Source organism: Cupriavidus sp. HY129, assembly GCF_059492215.1.
On sequence record NZ_CP083255.1, the window covers coordinates 249,975 to 267,537 of the forward strand.

The following is a 17,563-nucleotide window of genomic DNA, read 5'->3' on the forward strand; positions in this document are numbered from 1 at the left end:
ACGCACACGCCCCGGCGCCCGATGGTCATGCGGCAACCCAGCAGTTGCTGGTGATCGATGCCCGCATCAATGGCGCCAACGAACTCGCGCAAAGCGCCACGCCGGGAACGCGTGTCGTCGTGGTGGCTGCAGGCCAGGACGGCGTGGCGGCGATCCAGGCCGCGCTGGACCAGCTCGGACAAGTCAGTTCGATCCAGATCCTCGGCCATGGCAATCCCGGCGAGATCACGCTGGGCACCAGCCAGCTCACCGCCGCATCCGCTGACATCAACCGCGCCGCCGAATGGGCGAGCCACCTGAGCACGGGCGCCGACATTCTGCTTTACGGTTGCCGCAGTGGTGCGGGCGACAGCGGCGAAGCGCTGATTCAGCGCCTTGCCGCCGTAACGGGCGCTGACGTGGCCGCCTCGACCAATGACACAGGTTCGGCTGCCGCCGGCGGTGACTGGACGCTTGAAAAGAGCACCGGCCCGATCGAGAGCCACCTCGACATCAATGCCGACGAACTGGCCCACTACAACGGGCTGCTGGCCAATGCCAGCCCCACCACGACGCTCGGCAGCAGTGGCGAGACCATCTTGCTCGGAGGCACCGCCACTTTCGAGGTGACCTTTACCAACCCGTCCAGCCAGCCGGGCTATGCGCCCTATATCGACGTATTGTTGCCGGCCACGGGCTATGACGGCGATGACGGCGCGACGTTCGTCTCGGCCACCTACCAGGGCATCGCGCTCAACGCGCAGATCATCACGTTCGGGGCGGACGGTACCGCCGTTCATCCGATCGCCAAGGACGCCAGCGGCAACCCGCTGATTCTCCGCGCCGCCGATTACGGCTACCGCGCCGGCGACCAGCTCGTCGTCCTGGAGTTGCCGTACGCCAGCTTCGGCAACGGCCAGCCCTCCGCCACGGTCGACATCACGGTCAAGCTAAGCGAACTGGCCGATGCCAACCAGCCCCACGTGATCAGTGTGCGAGGCGGCTTCCAGTACGGCAACGACGCGCTCGACAATCCGACCCAGGACCCGACGCTGATCGAGGCGTCATGGGACAAGTACACCCTGGAATCGACACCGCTGGAGATCACCCAGACGGTGGACATGGTCGAAGGCGAGACCGTGACCGGGCAGAACTTCCCCCACTCGCTCACGGTCACCACCACGCCGGCTCCCGGTCAGACACTGCACAACGTCCAGGTCACGCAGGACCTGCCCGACACGATTCGCGTGGAGAGCATCACGCCGGGCGCGGGCGGACTCGTGTTATCGATCACGCTGGCGGACGGCACCGTCGTCACTGGCCAGACAGCAATTGCCAACGCCCTGGCGGGTGGCGCGTACCTGCGCTCGTACACGGTCGTCTACCCGACGCTGACGCAGGCAACAAACACGGTCGTGGGCTTCTACGTGGGCGATACGGACAGCACCGGCGCGCCGATCCTGGACCCGATCAGCGGCGCCAGCAAGACCATCACCGTGGGAGCGCCCCATGTATCGGCCGACTGGCAGCCGCTCGATCCGCGCGATGTGCCGCCCCAGCCGCCTCCCTTTCTGGTCGTGACTGACGACGGCGATCCCGTCACCTTCACGGCCAAGTCGATTACGTTGCACAAGTCGGCCGCATTGGCCAACGACACTGGCGTGGCCGGCGTCTCGCCCGGAGACACGCTGCAGTTTCGCTATGACATTGCCGTATCCGACTACTTTTCTTTCGGTCAGACCCTGCTGCACAACGGCCAGCTAACCGTCACCGACCAACTCGGCGACGGCATGACCTTCAGTGGCACGCCAACGATCACCTTCCGCCAGGACGGCGTCTCCTATACCGTGCCGCTGGTCTACACCATCGGCGCCAAGGGTCCCGCTGGAACGACCATCACCTTCGACCTTGCCACGTCGATCCGCAACGCGGGGTTTCCACTGGCCGTGCTGGCCGGGGATATCTCCAGCAATGGCACGCTGCAGTCAGGCACCATTGCCACGGTCACCTACAACGCGGTGGTCGACGAGGCCTACCAGACCACCTATCCGCAGAGCGAGATCAACGAGGGCGACAGCCTTGGCAACAACGCGCTGATCACCGGCACGGTGGTGATCGGGCCGTTCAACCTCGGCGGCACCGACACCGACGACTCGCAAACCACGGTCACCATTCCCACCAGCCAGGTCGACGTTGCCGTCACGCAGATCAACGGCACCACGCCGCCGGCCAGCTACGAGCTGCATCCGGGCGATACCGTGACGTTCCGGCTCAGCTATGACCTCGTGACTGGCGACTACGAGAACTTCAAGCTTTCGGCATTCCTGCCGCTGCCGCTGTTCGACGCCGCCATCGCCTGGAGCAACGGCACCGGCATCAATCAGTGGAGCTACGGCAGCGGCGACACCCACCCGGGTAGCGTGCTGAGCGTAAGCGGTGGCGCAGGCAATTCCGTCGTTTTCAACTTCGGCAACTTCATCCTGAGTGGCAGCGCGGCCGGGCAGAACCGCATCGAGCTGGTGTTCACCATGCGCGTGAGCGACCAGCCGTTTGCCGACCAGCGTTCGATCAGCGTGGTGGGGCAATCGAGCCAGACCACCACGATCAACCAGCAGGTGCTGGTCAGTACGGATGTCGAGGAAGTGCATTCGGTGGCCGAACCAGTACTCAGCATCAAGCACGGCGTCGTGTCGAGTACGCATGGCACCGTTACGGGCACCACCGGTACCTGGGCAGCCGCTGGCAGCGCTGGCGCGGCCTTCACACAACCCGTGACCGATATCAACGCAGTGGAAGGCACCGTCACCGGCATTGACGCCGGCGACGTGGTCCGTCTGGCCACGGCGATAGAGAACACTGGCGGTGGTGGCGCCTACGACGTCGTCACCACGCTGACGCTGCCGCCCAACCTGACATTCCTGAACGGCAGCCTCGCGGCAGCAAACCTGCGCATCAGCCGCGGCGACGGCACGCTGCTGCAGGCTGGCGTCGATTACTCGGTATCGGGCAACACCATCACCTTCCTCGATGCCGGCAACCAGGCCACGTTCCTGGCGGGCCGCCCCGGCAGCGCCAATGACGTCGCCGGCACGAACATGGTGATCATCACCTATGACACCGTGGTGGCCCAGTCGGTGCTGGCCGGACAAAATCTGCAGACGGTAGCCGCGTTGACCAACTACGCGAGCATCAATGGCGGGACCGATTTCACCCCTACCGATCTGACCGACACCGCGGACGAACTGGCCGCATTGCCGGTGGTTACGAAGGTTTTCGCTGGTGGCGGCAGCACACCGGCGGAAAGCGATTCCAGCGCCAGCCACACCACCGGCGCCAATCTGGTGATCGGCGAAAGCATGCTGTACGACATCGTGGTGACGCTGCCGGAGGGCTCGACGCAGAACCTGCGCCTGACCGATATCGTGCCCGACGGCCTGACGCTCGACACCAGTTTCGGCAACGGCGGCTATCAGCTCATCGTCACGCGGGCCGGCAGTGGCGCGCTCGCCGCCGACTTTGCCGGATCGGTCAACGTGGCGAGCATCAGCCCCGCAGGTGGGGCGGCCGGCGCGGACGGCACCGACATGCAACTGACGTTCAGCGCCAGCTCGGCCGATGGCGACAATAACACTGCCAACAACAGCTTCGTCATCCGCGTGCGGCTGGTGGCCAGCAACGTGATCAGCAACCAGGCCGGACGGCAGCTCGCCAATAACGCCGCCATCACGTTCACCGATCCGGACGGCGACGTGCCCAATGGCACCACTGGCGTGGATCGCGGAATCGCGCTCACCGGCACGCAGCCCACGGTAACGATTGTCGAGCCGACGCTGACTGTCAGGCAGGACGTCACTTCCACTGGCACGATCGCCGGTGTGGACCGCGGCGACCAGATGACCTACACCATCACGTTGAGGAACGGCACATCGTCCAGCGACGTCAACGCCTACGACGTGTGGTTCGTCGATAACCTGCCCGAAGAACTCATCAATGTGCAGATCACCGGGGTCACGCTGTCGGGCGGCGCGACGACCTCCGGGCCCGGCGACTTCGTGATCGTCAATGGCGTGCTGCAAAGCGCGCCAGGCACCAAGCTCGACATTCCGCGCGGCGGCGCCGTCGCCATCCAGTTCACCGGCACGCTGAGCATTCTCACGGGCCTGTCCGGTACGGTGGACAACCAGGTCAATGTCACGTGGACCAGCCTGGACGGCGCCAACACCGGCGAGCGCACCGGCACCGATGGCGTGCTCAACAGCGGCGTCCTCAACGACTATCAGATCAACAACGTCAATGCCACGCGCGTGGCAGCCGGCTCGTCCATCAGCCACGTCGGTGGCGACCCCGATACCCCGCTCGGCCCGACCGTGGTCGATCAGGAAGACGTGGCCGTGGGAGAGATCATTCACTACCGGGTGGCGTTCGTGGTACCGGAAGGCGTCGTGCTGGACGGCTCGGTACAGATCTACCTGCCCGAAGGGCTGACCTTTCTCAACGACGGTTCCGCCGCCATCAGCTTTATCTCCGACCCGAACAGCAGCGGCACGCCCGGCCTGACGACAACGCTGGGCAATCTGGCCGTCGGCGGCACCCTCTATCTCAATGGCGGCGTCACCAGCTCGGGCCAGACCTTGCTGCAGGCGGATCTCGGTGGCCAGCTACGGGCCCAGGGCATCGTCAACACGTCGCTGATCGACACCTCGAACGGGCGTGTAATCGTCCTGCCAGTGGGTTCGCTCGTGAACCTGAACCAGGACCCCGACTTCGAGGGCTTCTACTTCGAATTCAACGTACGCGTGGATAACACCGCGAACGTGACCGCCGGCGCGCTGCTTCCTGTGCACGCAGACTTCCTGAGTGAAGGCCAACTGCGCACCAGCACCGCCCAAGTGGTCGAGCGCGTGGTTGAGCCGCGTATCGTCGATCTGGACAAGTCCGTCGTGGCGTTCGATCCCGGCGTTGGCAGCGCATTCGGCCAGGCCACCTACAGCGTCAGTTTCAGCAACTCCGGCACGACTGCCGCGCACGACGTGGTACTGACCGACAGCCTGCCGCCCGGCGGCCAGACGCTCACGGTGCAGAGCGTCGTCGTGAATGGTGTGACATACAGTCCCGGCGGCCTGCCTCCAGGATTCACGCTGACCAACACCGGCACCCAGGTCACGCTGAACATCGACTACATGCCTCAGGGTGGCAAGGTTTCGCTGATCTACTCGGCGAGCCTGCCGAACAACACACTTCTGGCCGATACGGCGGCTACCGTCACCTATACCAGCCTGTCGAACGCCTTCACCACGTTCGGCGGCTCGAACGTCGGGCCGGCAGGCAGCGCCACCGGAGAGCGCACCGGCAGTCTGGTGGGCCCCAACAACTACCAGGACAGCGATGCAGCCGGCGTGAGCTATGTATCGGGCACGCTCTGGAACGATACGGATTCCGCCACGGGCAGCTCGGTGCCAGACGGCCCGTCCATTGCGGGGCAAACCGTCACGCTCACCTGGGGCGGCGCGGACAACAACCTCGACACCACGGCCGACAACCAGACCTGGACCACGACCACCGACGCCAACGGCTTCTACAGTTTCGGCGTGCTGGGGCGCGGTGTATTCCGGATCGACGCGCCACCGACCATCGTGCTGGCGACGCCCACCGGCACCGTGAATGCCCGCATCGACAGCGATCCCTCCAGCCCGCTCGCGCGCGTGCAGTTCTCGGGCGGCGACAGTGGCGCGGCGGTGGCCGGCAACGTCGGTTACGTGGAGCGCAACGACCCGCCGGTCAACATCCTGCCCACTTCGCCGTCGACCCTCGAAGATAACGCGCTGCCTATCGTGGGCCTTGCGGTCAGCGACCCCGACGCCGGCAACGGCATCATCCGGGTCACCCTGAGCGTGCTGCACGGCACACTGACGCTCACCCCCGGGGCCACAACGGTCGTCGCTGGCGCGCTGGGCACGGCCACGTTCACGCTGGAGGGCAGCCAGACCGATATCAGCGCGGCACTCGCCACGCTGCTCTACACGCCCTCGCTGAACTACAACGGCAACGAAACGCTGACCATCCGCACCGACGACCTTGGGCAGCGCGGCGATGCCAATGGAGACGGCATCCCGTTCGATCCGGTGCTGGACAACCTCACCGCCATCAATACCCTGACCATTACGGTCATTCCGGTGAATGACCCACCGGAGGCCAAGCCAGATGTCGCATTTGCCACCGAGGCCGGCGGCACCGCCAACGGCACGCCAGGCGTCAACCCGTCCGGCAACGTGCTCACCAACGACATCGACGTGGACATTGCCACGAATGGCGATGTGCTGAAGGTCGAGCGCATCGCCTTCGGCGCAAACAGTTCGGCGGTAACGAGTACGGCATCGACCGTGATTGCCGGTCTCTTCGGCACGCTGCGCATCGGCGCGAACGGCGCTTTCCAGTACGTGGTGGACAACAACAACGCCACGGTGCAGGCGCTGCGGCTGCCGACCGACACGCTGACCGAGGTCTTCACCTACACCATCAGCGACCTTGCCGGTGTCCAGAGCTCCACTACGCTGACCGTGACCATCCGTGGCGCCAATGATGCGCCGGTGGCCGGCGACGATACCGGCGACGCCACCGAGGCCGGTGGCGCGGCCAATGGCACGCCCGGTTCCGACGCCACGGGCAACGTGTTGATCAACGATGGCGATATCGATACCGGAGACAGCCTCACGGTCACCCGGGTGCGCACCGGCACCGAAGCGGCGGGCGGCCCGGCTTCCGTAGTTCCCCCGGGCACCACGTCCGCGAACGGCGGGCTGCCCATCGCCGGCCTGTACGGCACCCTGGTGATTGGCGCCGATGGCAGCTACGTCTATCGCATCGACAACAACAACGCCGCGGTGCAGGCGCTGAATGTGGGCGACACGCTGCAAGAAGTGTTCACATACGCGGTGACCGATGCGGGCGGCCTGAACGACACCGCCGCACTGACCATCACGATCCACGGCGCTAACGACAATCCCGTGGCGGTCGACAACGAGGCCCAGGGCTACACCGCGCGCCAGCCGACGGCCAGCAACCCGGCGGGCGGCACACCGATCAACCCGGCTGGCAATGTCATCACCGACGAGCACGACCCCGCATCCATTGGTCAGGTGGATAGCGACGTCGACGATCCCGTCTCCAGCCTGGTGGTAAGCCAGATCCGCCCGGCTGGCGGCAGCGACACCCCGGTGAGCGCCGGTGGCATAACACTGCTCGCCACTTACGGCACGCTGGTGATCCACGCCGACGGCAGCTACACGTACCTGATCGACAACACCAATCCCGCGCTGATCGCCCTCGGCCCCAACGACACGGTGACCGACAGCTTCGTCTACACACTGCTGGACCCGCACGGGGGAACGTCGACCGCCAACCTGAACATCACCATTCACGGTGTCAACGACGCGCCGGTGGCACAGGACGTCACGGCCACTGCGAAGGAAGCCGGTGGTGTCAACAACACCACGCCCGGCACCAAGGCAACCGGCGACGCCACGCTCAACGACATCGATCCGGATGGCGACGCGATCTCGGTAATCAAGATCGCATTCGGCAGCACTACGCTGGATATTCCCGTCGGTGGTTCGATCGACATCGCCGGCGCCTACGGCACGCTGAACATCAACGACCATGGCGTTTTCACCTACACGGTCAATGACAGCCTGACCGCTGTCCAGGCACTGCGGCGCAGCACCGATGTGCTGATCGACACGTTCACGTACACGGACAGCGACGGCACCCTGACCGCCCAGGCCCAGATCCGGATTCGCATCACCGGGCAGAACGACAATCCGATCGGCGTCGACGATACCGCGGTCGCACGCGAAGCGGGTGGTATCGACAACAACACACCCGGCGTCAATCCCTCCGACAACGTGCTGACCAACGACACCGACGTTGATCAGTATGGCGAAACCAAGACCGTGGCCGGCGCGCGCGCCGGTGACAAGAGCGCAGGTGCCGTGGCCGATAGCGGCACGAACTTCATGCTGGTGACAGGTCAGTACGGCACCCTGCTGATACGCGCCGACGGCACCTACGTCTACCTGGTGGATAACAGCAATCCAACCGTCGACGCATTGAACGCCGGCCAGTCGATCCAGGATGTCTTTACCTACAAGGTGCGGGATGCCGCTGGCGCGACCGATCTGGCGCAGCTCACCATCACCATCAACGGCGCCAACGACGCACCCGTTGCGGCCAGCCAGCGCGCCGATGCCATCGAGGCCGGTGGCACGCTGAACGGTACGCCGGGCGTGGACCCCGGCGGCAACCTGCTGCTGGGCCTGTACGATCCCGATACCGGCGACACCGCCGCAGTCACCGCGTTCCGCACTGGCGCCGTCAACGACAACGGCGGCACGGTGGGCACGCTCGGCACCTACCTGCAAGGGCGTTATGGCGTCTTGCTGGTGAATGCCGACGGCACCTACCAGTACGTGGTGGACAACAACAACCCGGTCGTGGAACGGCTGCGCACCAACTTCGATACGCTGACCGACGTCTTCACCTTCACGGTCACGGATGCCGGTGGTCTGAGCAACGCCGCCGAGTTGCACGTCACCATCCACGGGCGCGATGACGCGCCGGTCGCCAAGCCCGACACGGGTGAGGCGATCGAAGCAGGCGGCACGTTCAACGGCACGCCCGGCAAGCCAGCCACGGGCAACGTGCTGATCAACGACACCGATGTGGACGCGGGCGACACCAAGGCCGTCAGCGCCTTCCAGACTGCGGCAGGTGCCGGGGGTACCGTGGGCGCCAGCCTGACCGGGCTGTATGGCTCGCTCACGCTGTCGGCCAATGGCGACTATGTCTACAACATCAACGATGCGCTGACCGCCGTGCAGGCCCTGAAACCGGGCGACACGCTGACCGAAACGTTCACCTACACCGTACGCGATACCGCCGGGCTGACCAGTACCGCCACGCTGACGATCACCATCCTGGGGCGATACGACGCACCCGTTGCCGTTGACGATGCCGCGGACGCCACCCCTGCCACCTCCGATACCCCACCGGTGGACGCCACGGGCAACGTGGTGACCAACGACAAGGATGTGGACGCCAACGATACCCGGACCGTCACCGGCATCCGGTCAGGCGCCGAAAGCACCGGCGCGACGCTGCAGGACATGTCGGGCAAGGTGCGCATCAACGGTCTCTACGGCTGGCTCGACATTGATCCGACCGGGCAGTTCCAGTACCACGCCGACGAAACCAACACCATCGTGGCGGCACTGGCGCCGGGACAAACGCTGGTGGAGCGATTTACCTACCGCCTGGCGGACGGCGGCGGCCTGACCGACACCGCCGAACTGGCCATCACGATCCACGGCATCAATGACCGGCCGGTCGCCTCCGACGTGATCACGCTGGCGCGCGAGGCAGGCGGCGTGGCCAATGGCACGGTGGGACGCGACCCGAGCGGCGTCGCCACCTTCAACGACGTCGACCCGGAAGGCGGTCCCCTGACCATCGTCGCCCTGCGTACCGGGGCCGAGAACGGCACCGGGACCAGTGGCATCGTGGGCGTCCCGCTGCGCGGGCAGTACGGCACCCTGGTGATGGGTGCGGACGGCCGCTTTACCTATACCGTCGACAACAACCTGCCCGAAGTCCAGGCACTGCGCATGTTGCTCGACGGGCTGGTGGACACCTTCACCTATACGGTCAGCGACGACCACGGCGCCACGGATCAGGCCACGCTGCGTGTATTGATCCTTGGCCAGAACGACAACCCGGTGGCGCATGACGATGCCGGCAACGCCATCGAAGCCGGTGGCCGGCACAACGCCACCCCGGGCACGGATGCCACGGGCAATGTGCTCGACAACGACACCGATGTCGACCAGTATGGCGAGACCAAGGCCGTCACCGCCATCAATGGCCCGCTTGGCGCCGGCGCGGTGGCGGGTACTACGGCGGGCCGCTACGGCACGCTGACGGTACAGGCCGATGGCAGCTACCGGTACGTGATCGATAACGACAACGCCGCGGTGCAGGCGTTGCGCACATCGGACGAAACGCTGACGGAGACCTTCGTCTACGTGGTGGCCGACCGCGCGGGCGCCACGGCCACGGCAACGCTGACCATCACGATTCACGGCCAGAACGACGCGCCTGTGGCGCGCGACGACAGCAACAACGTCGACAATATCCACGGGCAGCCAATCACCAGTGGCAACGTGCTGCCGAACGATTCCGACGTCGACGCCGGCGACCAACTCACCGTGGTTGGCATCCGACCCGGCGCGAAGGACGCGGGCGGTGCATCGACGTCGCCCGGCACGCGCATTGCCGGCAGCTACGGCTACCTGCAGCTCAACGCCGACGGCAGTTATACCTACGAGATCGACCTGACCAATCCGGCCGTGCAGGCCGCGGCCGGGCGCGGCAGCATCCTCAAGGACATCTTCACCTACACGATCGCCGACCGCGCGGGCGCGATAGATTCTGCGCAACTGGTCATCTCGCTCAATATCGACGCGCCGTACGTGCCGCCGCCAGGCCCCGGCGACCACGAGTACTTCCTGCACGACGAATGGCACCGGGACCGTTTCGGCACCACCCTCGGCGTCGATCCAGTGGTGTACGTCACGCCCGAGGTGCAGAGCATCTTCCCCGTTCATCAGCGCAACGACAGCCTGCTGCGCGGCGAGAACCTGGACATGGTGACGCCGCCGCATATCCAGTCGCCCTCGCTGGCGGCAGGTCTCGGAATGACGTCGGGAGAGTTCCTGCGGCCCGCGTTGCTGCAACTCGAAGCCATTGTGCAGTTCGAAGCGGAACGCACCGCCGGGCGGCACGGCATCGTGTCGCTGTCCGCCGACGGGCTGCTGCGCGACCCGTCGGTCTTCGCGCTCAAGGGCATCGAGGCCCGCCCCGAGAAGGCGGCCCCGTCGGACGGCAAGCATGACAAGCGCGGCAAGTCCGCGAAGCCGCACCCGGGCCGCCATGCCTCGCCACACACGGAACCTGCGCGCCCCGCAGCCTCCTTCACCGATCAAATCCGCCAACTGGCGTCGCGGCCCAGCACGGTGGCCGCCCTGTCCCACGCCAACAACAGCACCAACGAAGATGCGAAAAAGTAGCCCGCCCCTAGCCATCGCACTTGCTGCCACGCTGCTGACCACCGCGTGCTCCACGGCGCCGAGCGTGCCTCAGCCCTACTCGAAAGAGGAAGTGCGCCAGCGCGTGGAGGAAGACCGGCGCGGTATGTACAGCGACCAGGAACCTGTCACCCGCCCGATCACCTTCTACGAGGCCGCCGCGCGCGCGCTCAAGTACAACCTCGACTACCGCCTCAAGCTGATGGAAAGCACGTTGTCGCGGCAGCTTGTGGACGTGACCAAGCACGACATGCTGCCCAAGCTGGTGGCATCCGCTGGCTACACGCATCGGTCGAACGACTCTGGCGGCGTCTCGGTGGGGATCCAGGATGGCCAGATCAGCCTGCGGCCTTCCACCTCAGAACAGCGCTACCACCGCCTGGCCGATCTCGACCTGACGTGGAGCACGCTGGATTTCCTGGTGGCCTACGAACGCACCCAGCAAAAGGCCGATCAGGTGCTGATGGCCGAGGAGCGCCGTCGCAAGGTCGTGCAGAACGTGCTGCAGGATGTCCGTAATGCCTACTGGCGCGCGCTTGGCGCGCAACGCCTGATCGGCCAGGTCGACGCATTGCTGAACAAGGTCCGCCAGGGTCTGAAGGCCGCGCAGGAAGCGGACGAAAAGGGCCTGCTGCCGCGCCAACAGGCCCTGGCCTATCAGCGCGCGCTGCTCGATGCCGTCAGCCTGCTGTCGGCACGGCGCCAGGACCTGGAACTGGCGCGTGCGGAACTGGCCGCGCTGATGTCGCTGCCGCCAGATCAGCCTTTCACGCTTGCCGACGAGGCCGAGCAGCGCATGCCGAACGATCGGTTCGACGTCGCCGGGTTGGAACAGATGGCGCTCGAAAGCCGGCCGGAGATCATGGAAGAGTGGTACCGCAAGCGCGTCACCGACAACGACATCAAGATCGCCAAGGCCGAACTTTGGCCCAGCCTGTCCGTCGACCTGGGCGGCCACTACGACTCCAACGCCTACCTCTACAACAACGCGTGGTCCGCTATCGGCCTGCGCCTGTCGTACAACATCTTCAACCTGCTCAAGATCCCCGTGCTTAACGAGGCGCAGGACAGCCAGAACAAGGTGGGCGACCTGCGCCGCATGTCGCTGTCCATGGCCGTGCTCACGCAGGTGCGCGTGGCGCTGCAACGCTATCACCTGGCACTCGAGCAGCTTGATTTCGCCGAAGAAAGCCTGCAGGTTGACAGCCGCCTGCGCAGATTCGCCGAGGCAAGCGCCCAGGTATCGGCCGACTCGAAACTCGAGTTCATCCGCGCCGATGCGCGCATGCTGCTGGCGCAGTACCAGCGCTACGCCGCCTACTCGGAGGCGCAGGCCGCCTGGGGACGTCTCTACAACTCGGTTGGCCTCGACGTCATGCCGGACGCGATTGCCAGCCATGACGTCCCGACCCTCGCATCGGAGATCGAACAGACCATGCAGGGCTGGCAACAGAAGCTCTATCCAAGCGCCGTCGACAGCAAATCATGAGCAACGCATCATCTCGCTTTTCGTTCCGTCTTTCCGGCCTTGCTGGTCTCGCCAGTCTCGCCGTTGTCTCGGCCGCCCTGTTGCCCGGCGTGGCAGTCGGCGCCAACGATCCATCACCGCCCAGCCGGGCCGTCGACCCCGGCGCCATTCGGGTGTTGCTCAGCGCGGACCCCGAAACGACGATGGCCGCCACGATGAGCGGCACGGTCCAGAGCCTGGGCGTCACGCTCGGTCAGACCATTGCCAAAGGACGGCCGCTGGTGCAGATGGACTGCGCCGAGCCGCGCGCGCGGCTGGGCATGGCCGATGCCGAACTGGCCGGCGCGCGCGAAACGCTCACGGCCAAGTCCGCGCTGCGCAAGCTCGACGCGGTGGGCGACATGGAGCTCAACCTCGCCAAGTCAGCCGCCGACCGGGCCACCGCCGCTGTAGCACTGGCGCGCACACAGGTGGCCTACTGCACGGTGGCCGCGCCGTTCTCGGGCCGGGTGGCCCGTGTCTATGTGCGTCCGCATGAAAGCGTCAATGCCGGCGCGCCGCTGCTCGACCTGGTCAGCGATGGACCGCTCAAGTTGCGCCTGAACGTGCCATCGCGGATGCTGCGCGACCTGCGCATTGGCAGCCAGTTCAACGTCAACGTCACCGAGACGGGCAAAAGCTACACGGCCAAGGTGTCGGCCATCAACGCCAGGGTGGATGCGGTGGCCCAGTCGATCGAGATTGAAGGTCGCCTGACGGCGCCAGCGTCGGAGCTGCTGCCTGGCATGAGCGGCGTGGCCCAGTTCCAGCAGACGAAGTAACGCCCATGCAGATGCCGACGCAAAGCGATGTCGTGCTGTTGCTGCAGCTTGCCGAGCTGGAAAGCCTGGCACGCCAGGCGGACAGCGTGCAACAGCTCAGCTTCCACATTGCCAACGACGCCCATCCGCTGCTGCGCTATCGCCAGGCGTTGGTATTCGATGCCAGGCCGCCTGCGTGGCACCTGCTCAATATCTCGGGGCTCGTGTCGATCGACGAGCAGTCCCCTTACGTGGTGTGGCTCGGGCATGCGCGCAAGTGGCTACGCGAGCGGCTGGAGGCCGGCGAGCCGCAGTGGATCACGCAGGCGGATGCCGTTCTGGCCAGCGATGTCGTACGTTGCGGCTGGGAGGAATGGTGGCCGAATGGCGCATGGGCGCTGCCACTGCGCAGCCGCGCGGGACAGGTGCAGGGCTGGGTGCTGTTCCTGCTCGACGAAGTTCCCGGCGCGGGCGCTGGCATCGCCATGTCGCGGCTCACGCAGGCCTGGGGCTATCACTGGGAGATGCTGGCTCGCCGCGAGCGCGATGTCTCCTGGCTGTGGGGCAGCCGGACGCGTCGTATTGCAATCGCGGCCGCGGTGCTGATTCTGCTGATGCCGGTGCGGCAAAGCGCGCTGGCACCAGCCGAAGTGACGTCGCTGGACCTGCAGATGGTGAGCGCGCCCATCGAAGGCGTGGTCAAGGAAGTGCATGTGCGGCCCAACCAGACGGTCAAGGCCGGCCAGCCGCTCTTTTCGCTCGACGACACCACGCTCAGCCATCGCCTGGAGGTGGCCTCGCAGGCCGTGGCGGTGGCCGACGCAGAACTGCTGGCAGCGCGTCAGAACGCTTTCCGCAGCGACGACAGCAAGGCGCAGCTGACCACCTTGCAAAGCCGTGCCGAAGAACGCCGGGCCGAGCTGGAATCGATCCGTTCGCAGTTGCAGCGCCAGACCGTCGTGGCGCCGCGCGACGGTGTCGCGGTGTTCGCCGATATCAACGACTGGCTCGGCAAGCCGGTGGTGACCGGCGAGCGCATCATGCAACTGGCCAATCCGGATCGGCCGGCCATGCTGATCCACCTGCCGGTGGCCGATGCGCTCACGCTCGACGTGGGCGCGCCGGTCAGCCTGTTCCTCACGGTGCGCCCGCTGCAACCGCTCTCCGGCAAGCTGATCGAAACCAGTTACCAGGCAGCGCTCACGCCCGACGGCGTGCCGAGCTATCGGCTGCGTGCCGATATCGAGAACGGCGATCCGCAACACGCCCGCATCGGCCTGAAGGGAACCGCGCGCATCAAGGGCGGTTGGTCGGTACTGGCTTACGAGATCCTGCGCCGGCCGCTGGCAACCTTGCGCGCGTGGACGGGCATCTGACATGCAGGCCAGCCCCGACGAACTGCCGCTGCCGCTGCTGCGTGAGGACTTGCGCCTGTTCCCCGGCGCCCCGCATACCGACGGCAGCCCGGCGTGGATTATCGAAGACCCCGTACGCAACCGCCATTTCCGGATCGGCTGGCTCGAGTTCGAATGTCTGCAGCGCTGGCACATGACGCCGCGCGTCATCGCGGAGCAGGTGCGCGCCAGCACGCCGCTCGAAGCGCAAAGCGAGCAGGTACTCGGCTTTGCCGCATTCCTCCAGGGCAATGCGCTGCTGCGGCCGTCGCCCGGACGCAGCCAGGAGATGGCCACCACCCGCCAGCCACGCGAATGGCTGCACTGGCGCTGGTGGCTGCACCACTACCTGTTTTTCCGCATCCCGCTGTTGCGGCCGACCTACCGCATCCAGTCGCTGTACCGGCATCTGCAGTGGCTGTTCCAGCCGGCCACGGCATGGATCGTACTGGGGCTCACATTGCTGGGGGTCGTGCTGACCTTGCGGCAATGGGACACCTTCCGGCATACGCTGTTCGAATCGATCTCGCTGGAAGGCGCGGTGGGCTTCGCGTGCGCCGTGGTCGTTGCCAAGACACTGCATGAACTCGGTCATGCGCTGGTCGCGACCCACTTCGGTGTCAGAGTGGGACACATGGGCGTGGCGTTTCTCGTGATGTGGCCCATGCTCTATACGGACACCAGCGAGTCCTGGCGGCTGACCAACGCGCGGCAGCGGCTGGCCATCGCCAGCGCTGGCATCGTCACCGAACTGATCATCGGCGGTCTGGCCACGCTGGGCTGGGCGCTGCTGGCGCCCGGTCCATTGCGCCAGGCGTGCTTCTACCTGGCCACCACCAGCTGGGTGCTGTCACTGGCACTCAATGCCAGCCCGTTCATGCGTTTCGATGGCTATTTCATCCTGTCCGATCTACTCGACCTGCCGAACCTGCACGAGCGGGCGGGCGCGCTGGCGCGCACGGCGCTGCGGCGTCTGCTGCTGGGCTGGCCAGACCCGTGGCCAGAGCCGCTGCCCGCGACGCTTCGCAACCGGCTGATCGCCTTTGCCTGGGTCACGTGGTGCTACCGGCTGACCGTATTCCTCGGCATCGCACTGGTGGTCTATCACCTCTTCTTCAAGGCGTTGGGCGTTGCACTCTTTCTGGTCGAAATCGTGTTCTTTATCGCGCTGCCGTGCTGGCGGGAGCTCCGCGTGTGGTTCCGGCGGCGGGCGGAGACCACGCGCCCGCGCCGCCGGCTGCTATGGGGCGCGCTGGCCGCGCTGCTGATCGTGCTGGCGATTCCCTGGCCGACCGGCGTGCGGGCGCCGGCGCTCGCGCACAGCACGCGCCAATGGACCGCATACGCACCGGCGCCAGCGCAGCTGGTATCCACGACGCCCCCGGGCCACGTGCGCGCCGGCAGTGCCTTGATCCAATTGCGCCAGCCGGAACTCGTGAGCGAGGCAATGGCGGCGCAGGCCAGCATCAATGGCAACGATGCGCGGCTGACGGGCCTGCTCGAATTGCGCCGCGGTATCGAGCAACAAGCCGCGACGCTCGAAGAACTGCAGCAGAGTCTGGCGCGCGCACGTGCCGTCCACGCGGAAGAACGCCGACTGCTGCTTGCGGCGCCGTTCGATGGCGCATGGGTGGATGTACCGGATGACATTCGCGCCGATACCTGGGTGGGCTCCAAGCAGGTACTTGGCCGACTGATCGACCCCGCGCACTGGATGGTGGATGCCTTCGTCGACGAAAGCGATGTGCAGTATCTGCGCACCGGGGCCCGCGCCTGCTTCTTCCCCGATGCGCGTCCGGCTCGCCACTGCGGCGTGATACGGGCCATCGCGCCGTCGCGCAGCGCGCAGATTCCGGCGGCGCAACTCACCACGCCCCACGGCGGGCCCATTGCCGCCGTCGACAAGCAAGGCGCGCTGATTCCGGATGCCGCCCTCTATCTCGTCCAGATCGACCTGGCCGCGCCGCCGCCATCACTGGTCGAGCTGCGCGGCAACGTCCATCTGGCCGGCGAGCCTCGCAGCCGACTGGCGGACTGGATGCGCAACATCTACAGCGTCGTAATTCGGGAGAGTGGGTTCTAGGCGCCGGGGACCGGGCCGATGTCGAGGGTCGCGAAGGTGGCGAGCACGACGCGACGTCCCGCTCAACGCGGCGACGGGTTCTCCGCCGAGATCCAGTTCAGGAACAGGTCGCGTGCCGGGTGCAGGTAGTCGCCAATCGGCTGCGTGCGACCGTTGGCGTACCAGTGACAGTACGCGCCGTGGAAGATGGCCACCAGCAGGCGGGCGATGTCGGGAGAAAGCGGGCGCTCCGGCGTGCCCAACGCCTCCACCAGCACGCGGACATGGCCGTTCCACCCTTCGCGGATATGTTCGCGCACGGACTGCGGGGTGTTGGCGGAGAACAGCAGCGCCATCACCACCCCCTTGGTTTCCGGATTGCGCGTGAAATAGTCGGCCACCCGGTCAAAGATCTCGTCCACGCGCTCGGCCAGCGGCCTTCCTTCCAGATCGTCGGGACGCAGCGCAAGCTCGATTTCCTGGAACAGACTGATCGCCGCCTCGGCAAGCAGCATTTCCTTGCTGCCGAAATGCCAAAGCAGGCTGCTCTTGGCCACGCCGACCTGGGCAGAGATCTGATCGAGCGTCACTTCGCTATAGCCATGCTCGGAAATCAATGACTTCGTGAGCGCAATGACGCGATTGCGGGTCTCGAGGCCCCGGCGGTACTTCGTTGTCCCATTCGGAATGGCGACAACGTCGCCCGTCTCGTTTGCACTCAT

6 protein-coding genes are annotated in these 17,563 nt (G+C 66.0%); 5 read left to right on the forward strand and 1 reads right to left on the reverse strand.

Annotated elements, in window-relative coordinates; all coding sequences use genetic code 11:
- Positions 1–50: 50 nt before the first annotated feature.
- From K6G35_RS17555 to K6G35_RS17575, 5 genes are read left to right on the forward strand one after another with little or no spacing between them, the layout of a single operon-like run.
- Positions 51–11,099 (forward strand): cadherin-like domain-containing protein, encoded by an 11,049-nt coding sequence (locus tag K6G35_RS17555; protein ID WP_495676816.1) that lies wholly within the window; start codon positions 51–53, stop codon positions 11,097–11,099.
- On the forward strand, positions 11,086–12,606 hold the full coding sequence (locus tag K6G35_RS17560; protein WP_035880927.1) for a TolC family protein: 1,521 nt from the start codon (positions 11,086–11,088) through the stop codon (positions 12,604–12,606). The genes K6G35_RS17555 and K6G35_RS17560 overlap by 14 nt, the downstream gene beginning before the upstream one ends.
- Positions 12,603–13,406 (forward strand): efflux RND transporter periplasmic adaptor subunit, encoded by an 804-nt coding sequence (locus tag K6G35_RS17565; RefSeq protein WP_495676817.1) that lies wholly within the window; start codon positions 12,603–12,605, stop codon positions 13,404–13,406. The genes K6G35_RS17560 and K6G35_RS17565 overlap by 4 nt, the downstream gene beginning before the upstream one ends.
- 5 nt (positions 13,407–13,411) lie before the next feature.
- Positions 13,412–14,761, forward strand: a complete 1,350-nt coding sequence (locus K6G35_RS17570) for an efflux RND transporter periplasmic adaptor subunit (RefSeq protein ID WP_495676818.1) — start codon at positions 13,412–13,414, stop codon at positions 14,759–14,761.
- 1 nt (position 14,762) lies between these two features.
- Positions 14,763–16,862, forward strand: coding sequence for a site-2 protease family protein (locus K6G35_RS17575; protein WP_035880920.1), 2,100 nt, complete (start codon positions 14,763–14,765; stop codon positions 16,860–16,862).
- A gap of 62 nt (positions 16,863–16,924) precedes the next feature.
- Here the strand turns inward: K6G35_RS17575 and K6G35_RS17580 are convergent, their stop codons facing one another.
- Positions 16,925–17,563 (reverse strand): TetR/AcrR family transcriptional regulator, encoded by a 639-nt coding sequence (locus K6G35_RS17580; RefSeq protein ID WP_495676819.1) that lies wholly within the window; start codon positions 17,561–17,563, stop codon positions 16,925–16,927.

Excerpts from the sequence above, each read along its gene's own strand:
- K6G35_RS17560 (WP_035880927.1), top strand. The coding sequence starts at position 11,086 with ATGCGAAAAAGTAGCCCGCCCCTAGCCATCGCACTTGCTGCCACGCTG.
- K6G35_RS17575 (WP_035880920.1), top strand. The coding sequence starts at position 14,763 with ATGCAGGCCAGCCCCGACGAACTGCCGCTGCCGCTGCTGCGTGAGGAC.
- K6G35_RS17565 (WP_495676817.1), top strand. The coding sequence starts at position 12,603 with ATGAGCAACGCATCATCTCGCTTTTCGTTCCGTCTTTCCGGCCTTGCT.
- K6G35_RS17580 (WP_495676819.1), bottom strand. The coding sequence starts at position 17,563 with ATGAGTGCAAACGAGACGGGCGACGTTGTCGCCATTCCGAATGGGACA.
- K6G35_RS17570 (WP_495676818.1), top strand. The coding sequence starts at position 13,412 with ATGCAGATGCCGACGCAAAGCGATGTCGTGCTGTTGCTGCAGCTTGCC.